Origin of the sequence: Dysosmobacter sp. HCP28S3_G4 (assembly GCF_052065175.1) — a bacterium.
Classification (GTDB): domain Bacteria; phylum Bacillota; class Clostridia; order Oscillospirales; family Oscillospiraceae; genus Oscillibacter.
Window position 1 is genome coordinate 1 of the sequence record NZ_JBQHUP010000019.1, and the last position, 15,342, is coordinate 15,342.

Below are 15,342 nucleotides of genomic sequence, written 5' to 3' on the forward strand. Positions count from 1 at the left end.
TACTGTTATTTTGAAAACAAGGCGGCAGCAGCTTGCACCACTTCCACCTTGAATATATTTTGCTCTATTTGCACCGCATTTCGGCGTTTACACAGAATTTGGGACAGACCCTCCCACAGAGCGATTTGCCCCGCGTTTTCGAGAAGGGGTTTACCGGACAGAATGGCCGAACCGTTCATAGTTCCACCGGGATTGGCCTGTACCTTTGTAAACGGCTCTGCGATAAACTGGGTATTGGATTGTCAGTCTGTTCCCAGGGCAAAGGGACAAGTGTTTCTCTTATCTTCCCGATCAACGACTTTGTTGCTGGAGTGCAGGGCTGACACGCTCTGCACTTCTTTCATTTTTGTAAGAAGTGCGTAAGAAAACTTGATACAAACAACTCTGCGCACCCTCTACAATAAAGGCATGGATGATTCATGGAGGTAAGACAATCATTCGTCCGTAAACAATAACGAAGATCACGATTGCCAATGCCGACATTGTGACCTGAACAATCAGGGATTGCAGGAACAGCCCTAATAGCGGACCGAGATCCATTGCCATCAGCGTATCTTCCATCGTTTCCAGCGCTGCCGCATCTATGGCTGTGTCTCCCGCAATGATACCGGCGCTGGCATTGATAACGTGCTGTGCCACATCGAACACAGCCATTGTGATATTGAATGTGTTTGTGATTAACATGACCGCAACGAAGGTCTTGAACACCCACTTGAAAAAAATCCATGTCTCAAAATTCGCCAGATTGTTGTGGTCAATAATCATTTGAATCAGCTCGTAACAGGCGATAAATGTCAGTATCAAGCCTGCTATCGGGATAATCACTGACTCGGAGATGTTGCGTACCATGGCAAAGACACCCGGCGAGAAATTCGCCGGGGTCATGCCAACGGAGGTTGCTATCTCGCCAACCTGGTTGTTGACGGACTCAAACATCCCCGACAGATTACCCATGATGGCTGAAACGAGCATTTCTTTCAGCCAGTCTGTGATCTGTTGGAGTATGCTGTCCAAAGGCGATTACCTCCTTTTTTGCGGATTAACCAAAGAGACCGGAAAGCAGGGGCACAAGAGTGGTTCCGATGAGGGCAACACCGCCTCCTGCCATAAGCTGTTTCATCCCCAATTAGGTGTAAAAACTCTGCTCGATGGCGGGCGGCGGCGTACAAAAAATCTATATGGTGTTGTTAAGAGAACCGTCCCGGCGGGACAGGTCAGGCAGTGACCTGTTCCACCTCCGGGATGGGTTTGAGATTAAAATGAATTTCGATAGAAATGTGTCTTGTTTTATCTTCGTCAATGCGCTCATGCACAACGATTTCTTTGATTAAGCGGTTGAGGGTGGCTGCGTCCAGCTCTGTGATGTTGGCGTATTCCTGAATGGCTTCCACCCATTGTTTTGCATCATTGGCAAGCTGGACTTCATCGGACAGCCGCTTTCTGCCCTCGGACACTTTTGTTTTAAGCTCCGTCTGCTCGGTCTGTGTCTTTTCCAGCATGGTGTTGAAATTCTGCTCACTGATACGCCCTGCAATCATATCCTCATAAAGCCGCATGACCATTTTGTCCAGAACCTCAATCCGTTCCTCGTCCCTTGTAAGGGAGCGTTCCATTGCTTCCCGCTGTTCCCGCTGCTCGGCTTCACAGGTATTGGTCAGGCGGTCGGCAACCGCTTCCCCGTCCATCAGGGCAGCTCTGGCACATTCCCGGATTTTCCGCAGCACATGGCTGTAAAGGGTGTCATAATCAATCCGGTGCTGGGTGCAGTGGTTCTTTCCAAAGGCATTGTAGGTCTTGCAGGAGTAAATCCGCTGGGGATGTTTAGCGTTTGTGTAGCGTACCGTCAGCGACTTCCCACACTCGCCGCATTTTAACAGTCCGGCAAACAGGCTGATTTCATTGGTCTGCCCCGGACGCTGGCGGGATTTCAGCTTGTTCTGCACAATGTCAAAGCTCATGCTGTCAATCAGCGGTTCATGCTGTCCCTCCACCACAATCCAGTCCTCCGGCTTCTTTTCCCCAATCGTGCCGATTTTGAAGCGGTAGTCCTTTTTCTGGGAAGCAATCGCCCCGGTGTAGACGGGATTCATCAAAAGGTCTTTGATAACGGAGAAGTCCCACATATACCGCCCGTTTTCTGGGTCTTTCTTTTCCCATTTGGTGCGGGTATTGCGAAGCCCCCGTTCCCGGTTCCACCATGTAGGGCAGGGGATTTTTTCTTTCTCCAGCCGTCTGCGGATATAGTTCGGACCATGACCGTTCAGGGCATATCCGAAAATCAGCCGCACAATCGGGGCGGTTTCCTCGTCAATGAGCAGATGGTTTTTGTCCTCCGGGTCTTTCCGATACCCAAACGGGGCAAGACACCCGGTAAACTGTCCTTTCTGCGCTTTCAGAAGATAAGAGGAATGGACTTTCTTGGAAATATCCTTGCTGTACATCTCGTTCAGGATATTCTTGAACGGGGCAATGTCGTTGTTATCCCGCAGGGTGTCGATGCCGTCATTCATGGCGATATAGCGGACACCGTTTCTTGGGAAAAAGTCCTCAATCAAATGCCCGGTTTGCAGATAATTACGCCCCAGTCGGCTGAGGTCTTTCGTGATGACAAGGTTGATCTGCCTGCGCTCAATGGCTCTCAACATTCTCTGTAGGTCAGGACGCTCCATGTTAAGACCTGTGAAGCCATCGTCCTGATAGACTGCCACAACCTCCCATCCCTGCTTTTCGCAGTATTTTTCCAGCATATCACGCTGGTTTGCGATACTGGCACTTTCGCCTTGCAGGTCATCGTCCTTTGACAGCCTGCAATAGACCGCCGCACGATAACCCCCGGCAAGTGCCGAACCGATTGTTCTGTATTCCATTTCGTTCATCATAGCCATTTACCCACACAATCCAGACGGTATCTGGCTCTTTTGAACCTCATCTTCATTATAGCCTATATCTTTCTTTTTAGCAAGATATTCTTTTGCATTTGTCTTTCCGTATTTCTGGGAAATCAGGCTGACGAACACATCAGTGGCGTCAAGCTCCCCGTCAAATACAGTGGTCACATGAATCTCTGTTTTGTTTTTTGCCATAGGCAGTTATCCTCCATACATGAAAATAGCCAGACAGAGGGTGTCGGCAACGAAGTCCGGCAACGGACTTCAAAAGACCTTGCAAACAATCTCAATCTGGCGATGGTTACTATTTATACTTTTCTTTTATTTTTTTGTTGTTTTGGTTGTTATAAGGGAGAAAAGCCCGGAAATAAGGGGTTTTTCCCGGCAACCGGCTCGGCAACGGGATAACAACAGGGGGTGCAACGGGCTGTCCTTTTCAGAATGGAAGCTCCATCTGTTCTGTGACCTCCACAAAACCGTCCATCGTTTTTTCAGACGGGTTGCCGGAGTCCGTTGCCGGGTTTTCACGCTCCCAGCCCTTTTGTCTGCCATATTCGGAAAACATTCTTGGGTTTGGGAAGTACCGCCAGCTGGAAATGCACTGGTTCATAATCTCGTTGATTTCCCGGATTTCCCATTGCTTCGGCTCGTCAAAAGCATGGTTCAAGGCTTCCTTATAGAGCTGCTTGGAGCAGACCATGCTCCCGGTGTATTTATCAAGATACGCCTGTATCATCCCGGCTTTGGTGTCCTCCGGCATAAAATCCCGCTGGTGTTCTTTGAGATACCGCTGCATGGCGGGGCTGAAAGCCAGCTTGAACCTGCCGCTTTTATAAATCTCCATCGCTTCCGCCCACATCTGCCCGATATAGGCTCTGGAAGCGGCTTCATCCTCCAAAATGTGAACTTCCGCCTGCTCCGGGTACACCATGACCGGGATAAAGCGGCGGTTGCCGGAACGGTCAAGGGGCAGGAAGTCAAGGGCATTGGAAGTGCCGCCAAACACGCACTGACGGGGGCGGTCTGCCGGGTGGGTTTCATAAGGTATCTTGTAGACCTCTTTCTGCCGGCTTAAAAATGACTTGATTTCCTCAATGCTCTTGGCGTTGGCGGTTGCCATCATTTCCGACATTTCAATAATCCAGTGACCTTGCAGCTTGCGGTACACATTGTCATCGTCCAGCTTCCGCAAATCATCGGAGAACCACTCGTCCCGGACTGCCAGCAGCCGGAAGAAGGTGGACTTTCCAGCCCCCTGACCGCCTACCAGACAGAGCATGATTTCAAACTTGCACCCCGGCTGAAAGGCTCGTGAGATTGCACCCAGCAGGAACAGCTTCAACGCTTCATAGGTGTAATCGTCTGCGTCAGCCCCCAGAAAGTGCCGCAGGCAGAAGCGGATTCGCTCTGTCCCGTCCCACACAAGGGTATTGAGATAGTCCCGGATGGGATGGTACTTGTTTTCATTCGCCACAATCCCGATGGCGTTATCAATCTTTTTCTCATTGGTAAGCCCGTAGGTTTCTTCCAGATAAAGAAGCAGATACTTCATGTCCGTATCGTTCAGGGCGGTGCTTTCTCTGTGAAAACCGATGGGCTTTATGATGTCCTTGCGGTCAGTCAGGATGTTGTATGCGATAGCCCCTGAAAGCAGAGGGTCACGTTGGAATACGGTCAGGCAGTTCCGTATGCTCTGACGGACACCGCCTTTCTCGGTGGTTTCCAGCCCCGCCTTGATTTCCTCAACGCTCTGGGGCGGCTGCATGGCGTTCATAGTGTTTTTTAGTTCTTGCTGCGTCTGCGGCTGCAAGTTCTGCCATTCGCTGTTCAAGCTGTATCACATCCTTTCCGTAGTCCGTAATCAAATCCGCTTTTTCCTCTGTTTCCCCGAACAGCAGCACATCCAGCAGATATTCCACTTGGGCTTGCTTCTGTAAGGCTTCCACAAACCGGGGATGAAAGGCTTCCTCCGGGGAGTGCGGGGCGTAGTCCGTTCTCCATGCCATCAGCAGATGGAGATAATCGGCAAGAATACGGAAGCAGCGATTCTTTGCTTCCTGAAACTGTTCCTCCGGGGATTTCTGCCGGGTCTTGGGCTTTTTTACCTTTCCCGGCGGTTTCCAGTCCTCATAGGAAAGCCCGAAGTCCTGTGCCAGCTGTACGGCGGCTTCTTTCTTTCCCAGCCCATACAGGGCGGCGGCAAAATCAATCACATCCCCATCCGCACCGCAGCCGAAGCAATGGTAACGCCGATCCAGCTTCATGCTTGGGGTTTTATCGTTATGGAACGGGCAGCAAGCCATCCCGTTCCGACCTACATGGATTCCATAATACTCCGCAGCCTGTCTTGTTGTGACGGACTGCTTCACAGCTTCGAATACATTCAAATCTATCCCTCCTTGAAAATAAGAAAAGCACCTGACATTCTCTAATTGAAAATGGCAAGTGCCTGTTAAAGTTCCATATCCTGTTGTCTGTGTTTCTCCTGTGCCGGGGCGGTTCTTTGTGCTTTTTTCTCGTCAGTCTTATCCTGCAAGACTTCTTTGATGGGCTGCTTCTTGGGCGGCTCTTTGCTTTCCTCTGTGCCAGGTGTGGCTTTCCGTACCCAGTAGCGGATGTCCCGCAGCTTCTTCAAATCCTCCTGTACCTCGGTCAGTGGTACTTTCAGCTCTGCGATTTCGCTGAGAAGCGTTTCCTGCTCCTGTTGCAACTCATTTTTCGTTTTATCCTTATCGTCCGGGTGCTTGGCAAGGTAGTCAGCGGCTTTCTCATACCGGGCAACCTCCGGGTGTTCCTGTTTGAATTTCCCCTTTATTTTCTTAAAAAATATCTTCTGGTACTTCTCATAGACAGCCTTACATTCCTTGCAGTCTGTCCGGCTGGCAAGAATCCCGTCAATCACTTTGCTCCGGGCTTCCTTTGGCTTCATCTGATTGCGGTAATCTGCGGCTGATTTCCCGGAAGATTCCAGAAACGCTTCTAAGTCCTCCACAGTGGAAAGCCCCTTTTGCCGGAGATAGGACAGGGCTTCGCTGACTGCCTTTAAGTCCTGTGAAGTTCCCCGGTTCTGTCCAGCCCTTGTCCAGTCCTTCCGTTCTTCCTTTCGTATCTCCATATACTTCATCAGCAGATTGGGAAGAAGTGTCGCTTCCTCCGCCGCCTTTTGTGCAAGCAGCTCCTTCCGTTTTTCTCCCAGCTCGGTAATCCAGCCTTTGAGGTTTTGGATAAGCTGCCGGATGGACTTCATCAGGCGGTTGGCGGCTCTGATTTCCCGGTTCAGGTTGCCGATATTCGTCTGGATACCTCGCTTTTCCATCTGCCGGACAGCAGTCCCCTCATGGACAGTGGGGACTATATCAAGCCCCTGTCTGGCATAGGAACGCAAGTCCACACGCTCCGGGCGGTCATTGGCGTCCAGATAGCGGTTCTGGATAACCTCCCATTCATGCCGCCAGATTTCACAATACTTCTGGTCGTTCCAGTCCACCGTATCCTCCTTGTGGCTTTTCCACCTGCCGGACGGCAGCTTTATCCGTTCCCCATTCTCGTCAAGGTCATAAACCTTGCGGCTCTTGGGAAGCCATTTTCCATGTTCATCCATTGCCCGCATGGTCAGCAGGACATGGGCGTGGGGATTGTGTCCCGGCGGATGGGGGTCATGGATGGCAAAATCAGCAATCATGCCTTTGGAAACAAACTGCTGTTCACAAAACTCCCGTACAAGGACAGCGTACTGGTCGGGCGGTATCTCTCTGGGAATGGTAAGCACCCACCGCCTTGCAAGCTGGGAGTTCCATTGCTTTTCCACCGCTTCGGCGGCATTCCATAAAGTATTGCGGTCTGCATATTCCTGTGGAGCATTTGCCGGGAGCAGGATTTCATTGTGGACGATACCACGCTTTTCCGGGTAGTGCTTTACTTGCTGGTCGTATTCACAGAACAGCTTTTCGCCGCTTTGGTAAGCAGCGGCGGCAACCGCAGACTGCCGCTGGCTGCGCTGAACAATCGTGATTTCGTTGTGTGGACAAGGCATTTCGTGTCCCTCCTTTCGCTAATTGGTGGATGGGGTGGCGTTTTACCACCTCATTTTGGGCAGAAAAAAAGCAGGAGACCTTTTTCAGATTTCCTGCTCGGTGTGCCACTGTGTGAGCGGCGGGTATTTAGTTGTAAAAGTTCGGGACAAGTTGACCCGATGTAAAGCTAACAAACTGGAATTGCACCAAAACAATCTAAGACAACAACGCTGCCCTACTTGCGATTTTTTCTTGTACTGCGGAAACAGTTTCTTGAATGGAATAAGTGGTCGTATCTATAACATTCGATTCATATATTCCCAGATTGCAAAATTGCTCCCACATGGTTTCTACCAATTCGATATTTGTCTTTCGGTCTAACTTTGAGCGTTCAACAGCTCGCTTCAAGGTTTCTTCCTTACTTGCCCTTAAAATAATATAATGCACCTCATAATGTTCCCGAACAAGACTTTGCCACGGCTTTAAAAACCACGGTCCGATAATACCGTCAACAATTACATCATATCCACCACGAGCATATCGCTTCGCAGCTTCTAAAAACGCTTCAATGACAATCAAATTTTGCTCATTTGATTCTGGCAAATGCGGTGGTATTGCCCCTTTACTCAAATAATGATAAAAGTCATCTGTGTGCATATGCACAGACTTTTCCAAATCTGATTCTTTTGCAACAGCAGATGCCGTTGTAGTTTTTCCTGTCCCCGGCGCACCTGTGATTACAATAATTCTACCTTGATTCATCTATATTTTACCTCCACAAATTACGATTTTCTTAATTCTACAAACTGGAATTTGAGTCTCTGTAAAGCTGGAATTAACCCATACAATTATTTTAATTTAGAGGTTCTTACGCAATTATCCGTATTTTGTAATTTTTCAATACTGGAATGCCAGTGTAAATCAGCATTCTCCATTTTTATTAAAGCGAAAAACGTAAAATTGCGGAAGAACCAATTTAGATATTCACAATTTTACTTGCCACAGTATCTCGAAAAACACTGTCATGTTCTACCAGGAGCATGGTCGGGGCAAACTCCGTTATGAGTTGTTCAATCTGCATACGTGAGTACACATCAATAAAGTTGAGCGGTTCATCCCATACATACAAGTGTGCCTTTTCACAAAGGCTTTTCGCAATTAGGACTTTCTTCTTTTGCCCGCCAGAAAAGTCTTTAATATCCTTTTCAAACTGTACACGCTCAAAGTCCATTTTCCTAAGAAGTGCCTTGAACAGACTTTCATCAAGGTTGTTTTCTTCTGCAAACTCGGAAAGGGTTCCACATAAATACGATGTATCCTGTGGCACATAAGAAATTACAAGCCCAGAGCCAAGTGTTACTGTACCCGTATAATCTATGGACTGCCCGACTACCAACTTTAACAGGCTACTTTTGCCACTGCCGTTCTTCCCGTCAAGCACAATGCGTTCTCCCTGTCTTATTTCAAACGAAACGGGTTCACAAACTGAAATGCCATCATAATAAACTACTACATTCGATAATGATGCAATCAAATCTGTATGGTAATTAAGCGGTTGTATCTTGAGGGCTTCTGCGGTTTCCACATTTTTCAGCAATGCTGATTTTTGTTCGATTGTCTGTTGTTGTCTCGCTTCTATAGATTTTGAACGCTTCATCATTTTGGCGGCTTTATGACCGACATAACCTTTATCTGCTGCCCCAATTTTGGAAGCTTCTACACGTTCAGACCATACTGCAGAGCGTTTTGCCGACTGCTGTAATCGTCTGATGTCCTTTTGCAAACGTTCGTTCTGAGCCAGTTCAAATTCTTGCTGTCGCTCAAAATTTGACATCCATGATGAAAAGTTTCCTCTTTGCACTTCGATATTCGCTCGGTTAATCGATAGAATATGGTCAACACAATCGTCAAGAAAGCGACGATCGTGAGAAACTAAGATGAATCCCTTTTTCTTTTTCAGATATGCCGCCACACTTTTTCTCGCTTTGGCATCCAAATGGTTGGTAGGTTCATCAATCAGTAGGAAATGCCCTTCATTAAGAAAAAGAGCGGCAAGCAAAACCTTTGTCTGCTCTCCGTTGGAAAGTGTTTCAAAAGGTCGCCAAAGCACATCGACATCAACATCAAGATAAGAAAGTTCTCGCATAAGTTCCCATTCTTCCGCAAGTGGGCAAACCTCCTGCAATATATCCTCTGTAATACGATTCTTATCTGAAACGGGATAAGGAAAATAATCAAACTGTACGGATGATAGGATTTTTCCGCTATACTCATATTTCCCAAGCAGAAGATTCAGAAAGGTTGTTTTACCTCGTCCGTTTCTGCCCACAAAACCAAGCTTCCAATCGGTATCAATCTGGAAACTGACATTTTCAAAAACATTATCATAACTTGTCGGATATGAAAACGTAAGGTTTTCAATTTTAATCATTGACATAAATATTATCCTCCTTTGCGTGTCATACGATACAAAGTCGGTTCGGTGAATGTTTACTACGTATAGATTTCACCAAAAGGAACCGACACTATACGGAGTGAATCATGTGTAACTATCTGTTCTGCACTATTCATAAAGCACCTCCAAAACAAAATAAGAGCCACAAGAAAGTTTATCCTTGCAGCTCGTCATAGCATAAAATAACACCACTAAGCAAAAGTGGCAACAGCACTATATTGAGTAAGATAGACATATAACTTTCTTGCAATAGACACAATAATGCCAAAGTATAGCACTACCGCATATTTTGATTTTATTTGCAAGAAAAGTTAATCATCTTCCCACCTCTTTCTAAATTTTAAAATATTATACCATAAATCGCAGGCAAATACAGGTGGTTATAAAAATTTAACAAATCGCTTATAATACAATCATATAACTTTACGCATTCCTTACTGACCGTAAAATTCCGATTTATTGCTGACTTTATTATACTTTATTGCCTATCGAAAAGATAGCATATTTTATGAAACTTGTCGGCTGGGAACAGCTTGCAACGCAAGGTGTCCCCAGATGACAAGTCCACAAAAGGGTAGCTGGCGGTAGCCAGCGCAGGGGAAGCGTAGCGTCCCCTGTATGATTTGGAGCAGACCATGACTGCGAAAAATCACAGCCCTCCGGCAAGGAGCCTTCGGAGAACGCAATGCACCAACCTTTGGGTGGTGTATAATTGCGCCCTTAGTAAACTAAGGGGTTTCCGGCTTCTCCCGTTCCAGCAGTTTTTTCAATAGTTCCTGCATGTCCTGTCTGTGAAAAATGAGTTTCAACAACAGCATGACATCATCATCTGTCAGACGTTCCGGTTCTTGCAGAAAACTTTCCAGCATACCGCCACGGGTACAGAGCCGGTGCGTCCGTTCCTTTCGGGTAAGCTGTTTCAACTGGTGCTGCAATGCCTTTTCATCATTGATGGCTTTCCGCAGTTTCTTTTCGCTTTTTTCCAACTCCCGATTGAGTTTTTCCAGCTTTGAGGTATCAGGCAAGGGCAGCGTCCTCCTTTCCCGGTATCAGAACATAAATCCTGTTTGGTTCTCCAACGCCCTGACGCACCCGCATGATAAGTCCGGCGGTTTCCAGTTCATTCAAAGAACGCTTGACCGTCATGGGGCTGCGGGACAGGACTGCGGCAATGGCTGTGACAGGGAAGCACACAAACAGGATTCCGTTCTCGTCCTCCTGTCCTTTGGACAGCATATCGTCCAGCATCCGGCAGTACATGACCTTTGCGGTGCTGCTGACTGGAAATCCTGTCAACGCTATGGGAAAGGGCATACAGGGCGGCAATGGTGTGTCTATCGTCATAAATTCAAAATTCATTCGGTGTGTTCCTCCTTTTTCTTTGCTCGTTTGGATAAATAACGGGGGCAGTCAATCACAACCGCCCGGAAGCTCTGCCTGCACCCATGCTGGCATTTCCTGCATAATTCGTTGTAAGTGACACGCCCCCGGTCATTGAGGTAAAAGGAAAGCTCATGCTTCCTCTTTTTGCTCATTCTCGGCATATTGCGCTTCCTCCCGTTTTTGTGTATGGTTTCGGGGCGATTTTCGGAAAAATTACAGCCATAGAGCCGCCTAAAATCTCCCGAAGTATCAGCGATAGGGTAGACTATCCCCCTATCAAATTGTCGTATTTCGGTGTCAGTTCGCCAGTTCTCCCCGGTGTCGTTCCTCCCCTGAATCTCACAGCGGCGTATCGCTCCCTTTGGTACGCTCGTTTCGGTCAGGGTTCCTCCATATCCCTGCCAAAAGTCATGGCACTACATCGCCGGGGAAGCATATCCCACACAGGCTGGTCATTCGATTGGAATAATCCATCGATGAACTACCTGTATCATAGAACATTTTTGTGCCCTGTGCCGTATGTCCACAAAGTAGGAATTAGGGGTAAAAATCAGAAATTTCCACGATTGCGGAAAGTGTGATATAATCCAGTTAAACGACAGCAATGAAACCGCCGGAAAGGAGCGTGCGCCCATGAAAGGAGCAACAAGCATACAGGAACGCCTTTGGGAACTCCGCAAGGACAAAGGCTTAAATCTGGAAGAACTATCAAAGCTGACGGGTATTTCTAAATCAGCCCTTGGCAGTTATGAAAAAGAAGATTTTAAGGAAATCAATCATGGAAACCTCATCACGCTGGCAGAATTCTATGGGGTTTCCGTTGATTATCTGCTGTGCCGGACAGAGAACAAGGAGCAGATCAATACGCCATTGACGGAGCTGCATTTGAACGTTGAGATGGTTGCACTTCTGAAAAGCGGTCGGATTAACAACCGTCTGCTCTGCGAACTTGCCACCCATAAGGATTTTATTAAGTTTCTTGCGGACATTGAGATTTATGTGGATGGAATTGCCACCATGCAGATTCAAAACCTCAACGCCCTTGTCGATACTGTCCGGCATGAAATCATTGAACGGTATCGCCCCGGAGAAGATGACCCGCATTTGAAAGTGCTGCAAGCCGCCCATATCAGTGATGATGAATATTTCAGCCACATGGTTCTGGATGACCTCAATCTCATTATCCGGGATATTCGGGAAGCCCATAAAAAAGACAGTGAGAGTGCGCCCCAGACCACCGTTGCCGATGAACTGAGAGAAAATCTAGAAGCAGTCGAAAATTTCAAGGGCAGCCGTTTGGAAAAACTGGCAGTGCTTTACTGCAAGCAGCTTGGTATCAACTACAAAAATTTATCAGAAGAAGAATTTCGCTGGCTCATTCGGATTCTACAAAAATCAAAGAAAACAGGAACTCCTATCAGTCAAAGGAAAAAACGGTAAAGAAAAACCGCTGTTGCATGGTTGTGTTTGCTTCCATGTAGCAGCGGTTGGTGCTATACTTATTCAGTTAAAATTTCAAAGCGATAAAGTGGAATTTATCTTAGAAATTACGGCAATGTTATTTTGATAAACTTTCAAGAATTGAAATATCATGCTTATCTTTATCTCTTAATTCATAACCTGAATGGAAAACTCTTTGGCCTTTTAAGGATATACAAGGAATTGTTTTTCCTTCAAAAAAAGCACTACCAAAGTAATCTTTTTCAAACTCATACCAGCCACCCTCTAAATCAGCTTGTTTTGAAGTTCCGTCCTCACTTAAAACGAACGGGTGAATGTCTAAGTAACCAAGTTCATCACTATATAACTCTATTCTAACCGGTTTCCAGTCTGTATCAATTTTATAGCCCAGATTCAAAAGCACATTTAACAATTTTTCCGTATGTTGAGCATCAAAATTTATATCTATATCTCTATGAATTCTTGTTTGTTTACCAGCTAAAATATCTACACCCCATCCGCCATCCAACCAGTATGTAATTCCAGTATTTTCGAATAATTCTATTACTTTCATTAAATCTTCTTTTGTTGTTATTTCTTTTCTACCCATACAAAGTCTCCTTTACAACTTCTAATTTGTAATAATCATTCTACCATACCGTTATGAATAAATCATCTCATGTAAAACAATTTCTTCTGCCCGGTTGTGAATGTTATTGCAACGCTGCACCCATTCCATTTGACGGGTACGCTTCAATTCCTCGGTCACGCCCTCGGCAGCTTTCATCTGCTCCATGATGGTGTCTAACCGTTTCTGTGCCTGTTCGTTCAGGTCTGCAAGATATGTCCACAATTCCCCGGTCAGGGTCAATGTGTGTAATCTGGCTGGGCAGACTTCTCTTAAATATTCCCGGTGCATCCGTCCGTACTTTCCGATGGGGCGGTGTTCCTCCGGCAACTTCAAGTCCGGGATGTAGTAATCTCCAACAAGGATATAATCAATTCCGTTTTCTTTTATTCTTGGTTTCAATTCGCTCATGTTCCTTACCTCCTGTGGAAGCAGGCTCGTCTGGTACTAACTCAATCACATCGGTAATCTCACAATTCAGCGTTTCGCAGATACGGGCTAATGTATCCATGCTGATGTGCTTTCCCTCTTTGCTCATGTTGGCAATCATATTTGTTGTCATACCAGCGGCAAGCCTTAAATCCTCTTTTCTCATATCACGCTCTAACAGTGTGTGCCAGAGTGGTTTATAGCTGATGTGCATATTGTTTTCCTGCCTTTCTATCCATACCACCGGAGCGGCTGCCCCGGCAGGAACTTTTCTCTTATTATAGCACCAATCTTGTGAAATCACAATTTATTCTTGTAGACTGCCGCTGATACCGTCTGGATTGTGCTTTTCCTTTCTTTTTGTTCCCTTTAATTAGCCATGAACTGCTTCATGCCCTGGGACTTTGCGCCGGGGTTGTCGTTGCCGTAGCCTTCGAGCAGGTTGATGGCTCCCCAGATGCCGAGACCAGCGCCGAGGGCGATAACGAGGGTCTGAAGAACAGTTACTGCGCTGTTGAAAAATGCCATATATTTTTCCTCCTTGATAGAAAATAGGGTTGGGAGCTTCTATCCCAACCCGTGATTGATTGGTTCTTGAGCTTCCAGCGGCTGATTAGCCGAAGAGACCGGAGAGCAGAGGTACAAGGGTAGTACCGATGAGAGCGACACCGCCACCAGCCATGAGCTGCTTCATACCCTGGGACTTTGCGCCGGGGTTGTCGTTGCCGTAGCCTTCAAGCAGGTTGATTGCACCCCAGATGCCGAGACCTGCGCCGAGAGCGATAACGAGAGTCTGAAGAACGGTTACTGCGCTGTTGAAAAATGCCATATACGTTTCCTCCTGATATTTGAAATGGATTTTGAAATGAAAAAAGCCCTCCGCAATACCGGAGAACCGGTCGGAGGGCAGAAACAACGGGACTATTCAACTGCAATCATATCCTTCAGTTTATACGGACATCTGACAAAATAGCAGAAGCGGTACTTCCATCGGGGTTGATAATACTCGCAGTCTTTGCAACATTTCGGCTTGTCACGGCGATTGCGTTCATACTCATACATATCAACGCACCCCCACTTCCTTCATAATCTTCCTGGTACACCAGCCGATGCAGGGATGATCCCGCCCATAAGGACAACCTTCACATTCCGACTTCGGCTTTGGGGATACGGAGATTAAGTAGTAACAATTTTCTTCGCCCAGACAGCAGCCCGTTTTATTGTTTTTCCAAAAATGACAGTAGCGGCAGTCGTTTGGCTTGTCTGGGGAATAGACGATTTTACTCAAAAATCAAACCTCCAATCTTTCAGATTTACCCATGAATTTTGGGCATAAAAAAAGAGCGTCTATCCATCCCCGATACAGGGGCAAATAGACGCTCTATGTACATGGTAGTATTCAATTTTATTTCTTATAACGGCTTAGCACTCGGAACATCCGCCTTTTGAATTAGCAAGGTTTTTAGCACGTTTTTTCGCCTAATTAGCTGGAAGCGCATTTTCATTAGCAAAAACGGCCCTTTTTCTGCTAATGATTAGCAGAAATTTTTGTCTTATCACAGCAGTTCGATTTTTTAGGGCTTGTCAAAAATCAGAATTTGAAGTAAAATTTGAAAACATTATTTCGTCTCAGCAATCACACTGGAATTTGTTAAAAAAAGCCGAAAACCCTTGAAAACAAAGGCTTTCGGCGTTGTTAGCTGGCGTCCCAAAGAGGACTTGAACCTCCGACCCCACGCTTAGGAGGCGTGTGCTCTATCCAACTGAGCTATTGGGACGTATTTAATTTTTTTGTCAGCCTCCGTAATTATCGGACTCAGCTCCCAACTAAGGTTTTTCCAAGGTGAGCGTTGTAACGTAACCTTAGGAGGCGAACGCTCTATCCTACTGAGCTACAGAGACATTTATTCAATTTTTGGCTTATTTCCTGGGTTTTTGGAACTTCAGCCTGTATTAAGAAGGCTCCGAAGAGCGGTTCTTCTAATCAAAAAGAGGTCGTTTTTCGACCGGTTTATTAGCAGCATCCGTATAATTGACCCTTCCGCCATTGTTAGACGGGAAGTCGGAACTGTCGCGTCGGGAGTCAATTCTCAAGAAGATTTGAAC

The 15,342-nt window shown here is 46.5% G+C and carries 18 protein-coding genes, 1 tRNA gene and 2 pseudogenes; 2 read left to right on the plus strand and 19 right to left on the minus strand.

Annotated features, from left to right (window positions below):
* Window positions 1-5: 5 nt before the first annotated feature.
* On the minus strand, window positions 6-179 hold the full coding sequence (locus tag ACTNBU_RS06215; protein ID WP_441031908.1) for a hypothetical protein: 174 nt from the start codon (window positions 177-179) through the stop codon (window positions 6-8).
* Here ACTNBU_RS06215 and ACTNBU_RS06220 point away from each other — a divergent pair.
* Window positions 102-323: pseudogene (locus ACTNBU_RS06220) on the plus strand (ATP-binding protein); the annotation flags it as partial. The gene ACTNBU_RS06215 and the pseudogene ACTNBU_RS06220 overlap by 78 nt on opposite strands.
* Before the next feature lie 94 nt (window positions 324-417).
* Here ACTNBU_RS06220 and ACTNBU_RS06225 read toward each other — a convergent pair.
* The 12 genes and pseudogenes from ACTNBU_RS06225 to ACTNBU_RS06280 all read right to left on the minus strand — a co-directional run bounded on the left by ACTNBU_RS06225 (window position 418) and on the right by ACTNBU_RS06280 (window position 10,900).
* Entirely contained in the window at window positions 418-1,014 is a 597-nt protein-coding gene (locus ACTNBU_RS06225) for a VirB6/TrbL-like conjugal transfer protein, CD1112 family (protein WP_441031852.1), read from the minus strand.
* A 25-nt stretch (window positions 1,015-1,039) separates the two neighbouring features.
* Window positions 1,040-1,123: pseudogene (locus ACTNBU_RS06230) on the minus strand (Maff2 family mobile element protein); the annotation flags it as partial.
* A 91-nt stretch (window positions 1,124-1,214) separates the two neighbouring features.
* Complete coding sequence (locus ACTNBU_RS06235; RefSeq protein ID WP_002584321.1) at window positions 1,215-2,885, minus strand: recombinase family protein; 1,671 nt, start codon at window positions 2,883-2,885, stop codon at window positions 1,215-1,217.
* On the minus strand, window positions 2,886-3,083 hold the full coding sequence (locus ACTNBU_RS06240; RefSeq protein ID WP_002592708.1) for a hypothetical protein: 198 nt from the start codon (window positions 3,081-3,083) through the stop codon (window positions 2,886-2,888). It lies immediately after the preceding gene.
* Window positions 3,084-3,324: 241 nt separating this feature from the next.
* The gene (locus tag ACTNBU_RS06245; RefSeq protein ID WP_002584323.1) at window positions 3,325-4,662 is read right to left on the minus strand and encodes a virulence-associated E family protein; all 1,338 of its coding nucleotides are present in this window, start codon (window positions 4,660-4,662) and stop codon (window positions 3,325-3,327) included.
* Window positions 4,631-5,275, minus strand: a complete 645-nt coding sequence (locus tag ACTNBU_RS06250) for a CHC2 zinc finger domain-containing protein (RefSeq protein ID WP_002584324.1) — start codon at window positions 5,273-5,275, stop codon at window positions 4,631-4,633. Before ACTNBU_RS06250 ends, ACTNBU_RS06245 begins: the two co-directional genes overlap by 32 nt.
* Before the next feature lie 65 nt (window positions 5,276-5,340).
* Complete coding sequence (gene mobQ, locus ACTNBU_RS06255) at window positions 5,341-6,921, minus strand: MobQ family relaxase (protein ID WP_002584325.1); 1,581 nt, start codon at window positions 6,919-6,921, stop codon at window positions 5,341-5,343.
* A 196-nt stretch (window positions 6,922-7,117) separates the two neighbouring features.
* Complete coding sequence (locus tag ACTNBU_RS06260) at window positions 7,118-7,663, minus strand: AAA family ATPase (protein ID WP_002584326.1); 546 nt, start codon at window positions 7,661-7,663, stop codon at window positions 7,118-7,120.
* A 214-nt stretch (window positions 7,664-7,877) separates the two neighbouring features.
* On the minus strand, window positions 7,878-9,338 hold the full coding sequence (locus tag ACTNBU_RS06265) for an Lsa family ABC-F type ribosomal protection protein (RefSeq protein ID WP_441031855.1): 1,461 nt from the start codon (window positions 9,336-9,338) through the stop codon (window positions 7,878-7,880).
* Between the two features lie 746 nt (window positions 9,339-10,084).
* On the minus strand, window positions 10,085-10,381 hold the full coding sequence (locus tag ACTNBU_RS06270; protein WP_173877598.1) for a DUF3847 domain-containing protein: 297 nt from the start codon (window positions 10,379-10,381) through the stop codon (window positions 10,085-10,087).
* Entirely contained in the window at window positions 10,374-10,715 is a 342-nt protein-coding gene (locus ACTNBU_RS06275; protein ID WP_173877597.1) for a DeoR family transcriptional regulator, read from the minus strand. Before ACTNBU_RS06275 ends, ACTNBU_RS06270 begins: the two co-directional genes overlap by 8 nt.
* On the minus strand, window positions 10,712-10,900 hold the full coding sequence (locus ACTNBU_RS06280) for a hypothetical protein (RefSeq protein WP_005930722.1): 189 nt from the start codon (window positions 10,898-10,900) through the stop codon (window positions 10,712-10,714). The genes ACTNBU_RS06275 and ACTNBU_RS06280 overlap by 4 nt, the downstream gene beginning before the upstream one ends.
* A 472-nt stretch (window positions 10,901-11,372) precedes the next feature.
* On the opposite strand from ACTNBU_RS06280, the gene ACTNBU_RS06285 reads away from it, so the two are divergent.
* A complete protein-coding gene (locus ACTNBU_RS06285) occupies window positions 11,373-12,179 on the plus strand; it encodes a helix-turn-helix domain-containing protein (protein ID WP_441031858.1) in 807 nt (268 codons plus the stop codon).
* Between the two features lie 118 nt (window positions 12,180-12,297).
* Here ACTNBU_RS06285 and ACTNBU_RS06290 read toward each other — a convergent pair whose 3' ends face one another.
* The 6 genes from ACTNBU_RS06290 to ACTNBU_RS06315 all read right to left on the minus strand — a co-directional run bounded on the left by ACTNBU_RS06290 (window position 12,298) and on the right by ACTNBU_RS06315 (window position 15,014).
* On the minus strand, window positions 12,298-12,789 hold the full coding sequence (locus ACTNBU_RS06290; RefSeq protein WP_002584332.1) for a nucleotidyltransferase domain-containing protein: 492 nt from the start codon (window positions 12,787-12,789) through the stop codon (window positions 12,298-12,300).
* Window positions 12,790-12,840: 51 nt separating this feature from the next.
* Window positions 12,841-13,218, minus strand: a complete 378-nt coding sequence (locus ACTNBU_RS06295) for a TnpV protein (protein ID WP_002584333.1) — start codon at window positions 13,216-13,218, stop codon at window positions 12,841-12,843.
* Entirely contained in the window at window positions 13,178-13,540 is a 363-nt protein-coding gene (locus ACTNBU_RS06300) for a helix-turn-helix domain-containing protein (RefSeq protein WP_007887891.1), read from the minus strand. The genes ACTNBU_RS06295 and ACTNBU_RS06300 overlap by 41 nt, the downstream gene beginning before the upstream one ends.
* Before the next feature lie 65 nt (window positions 13,541-13,605).
* Window positions 13,606-13,764 (minus strand): Maff2 family mobile element protein, encoded by a 159-nt coding sequence (locus tag ACTNBU_RS06305; protein WP_005929973.1) that lies wholly within the window; start codon window positions 13,762-13,764, stop codon window positions 13,606-13,608.
* Window positions 13,765-13,849: 85 nt separating this feature from the next.
* Window positions 13,850-14,065: a Maff2 family mobile element protein gene (locus ACTNBU_RS06310; protein WP_002576404.1), complete on the minus strand. Its 216-nt coding sequence runs from the start codon at window positions 14,063-14,065 to the stop codon at window positions 13,850-13,852.
* Between the two features lie 872 nt (window positions 14,066-14,937).
* Window positions 14,938-15,014, minus strand: a tRNA-Arg gene (locus ACTNBU_RS06315).
* Between the last annotated feature and the right edge of the window lie 328 nt (window positions 15,015-15,342).

Excerpts from the sequence above, each read along its gene's own strand:
- ACTNBU_RS06215 (WP_441031908.1), bottom strand. The coding sequence starts at position 179 with ATGAACGGTTCGGCCATTCTGTCCGGTAAACCCCTTCTCGAAAACGCG.
- ACTNBU_RS06235 (WP_002584321.1), bottom strand. The coding sequence starts at position 2,885 with ATGGCTATGATGAACGAAATGGAATACAGAACAATCGGTTCGGCACTT.
- ACTNBU_RS06240 (WP_002592708.1), bottom strand. The coding sequence starts at position 3,083 with ATGGCAAAAAACAAAACAGAGATTCATGTGACCACTGTATTTGACGGG.
- ACTNBU_RS06245 (WP_002584323.1), bottom strand. The coding sequence starts at position 4,662 with ATGAACGCCATGCAGCCGCCCCAGAGCGTTGAGGAAATCAAGGCGGGG.
- mobQ (WP_002584325.1), bottom strand. The coding sequence starts at position 6,921 with ATGCCTTGTCCACACAACGAAATCACGATTGTTCAGCGCAGCCAGCGG.
- ACTNBU_RS06260 (WP_002584326.1), bottom strand. The coding sequence starts at position 7,663 with ATGAATCAAGGTAGAATTATTGTAATCACAGGTGCGCCGGGGACAGGA.
- ACTNBU_RS06265 (WP_441031855.1), bottom strand. The coding sequence starts at position 9,338 with ATGTCAATGATTAAAATTGAAAACCTTACGTTTTCATATCCGACAAGT.
- ACTNBU_RS06275 (WP_173877597.1), bottom strand. The coding sequence starts at position 10,715 with ATGAATTTTGAATTTATGACGATAGACACACCATTGCCGCCCTGTATG.
- ACTNBU_RS06280 (WP_005930722.1), bottom strand. The coding sequence starts at position 10,900 with ATGCCGAGAATGAGCAAAAAGAGGAAGCATGAGCTTTCCTTTTACCTC.
- ACTNBU_RS06285 (WP_441031858.1), top strand. The coding sequence starts at position 11,373 with ATGAAAGGAGCAACAAGCATACAGGAACGCCTTTGGGAACTCCGCAAG.
- ACTNBU_RS06290 (WP_002584332.1), bottom strand. The coding sequence starts at position 12,789 with ATGGGTAGAAAAGAAATAACAACAAAAGAAGATTTAATGAAAGTAATA.
- ACTNBU_RS06295 (WP_002584333.1), bottom strand. The coding sequence starts at position 13,218 with ATGAGCGAATTGAAACCAAGAATAAAAGAAAACGGAATTGATTATATC.
- ACTNBU_RS06305 (WP_005929973.1), bottom strand. The coding sequence starts at position 13,764 with ATGGCATTTTTCAACAGCGCAGTAACTGTTCTTCAGACCCTCGTTATC.
- ACTNBU_RS06310 (WP_002576404.1), bottom strand. The coding sequence starts at position 14,065 with ATGGCATTTTTCAACAGCGCAGTAACCGTTCTTCAGACTCTCGTTATC.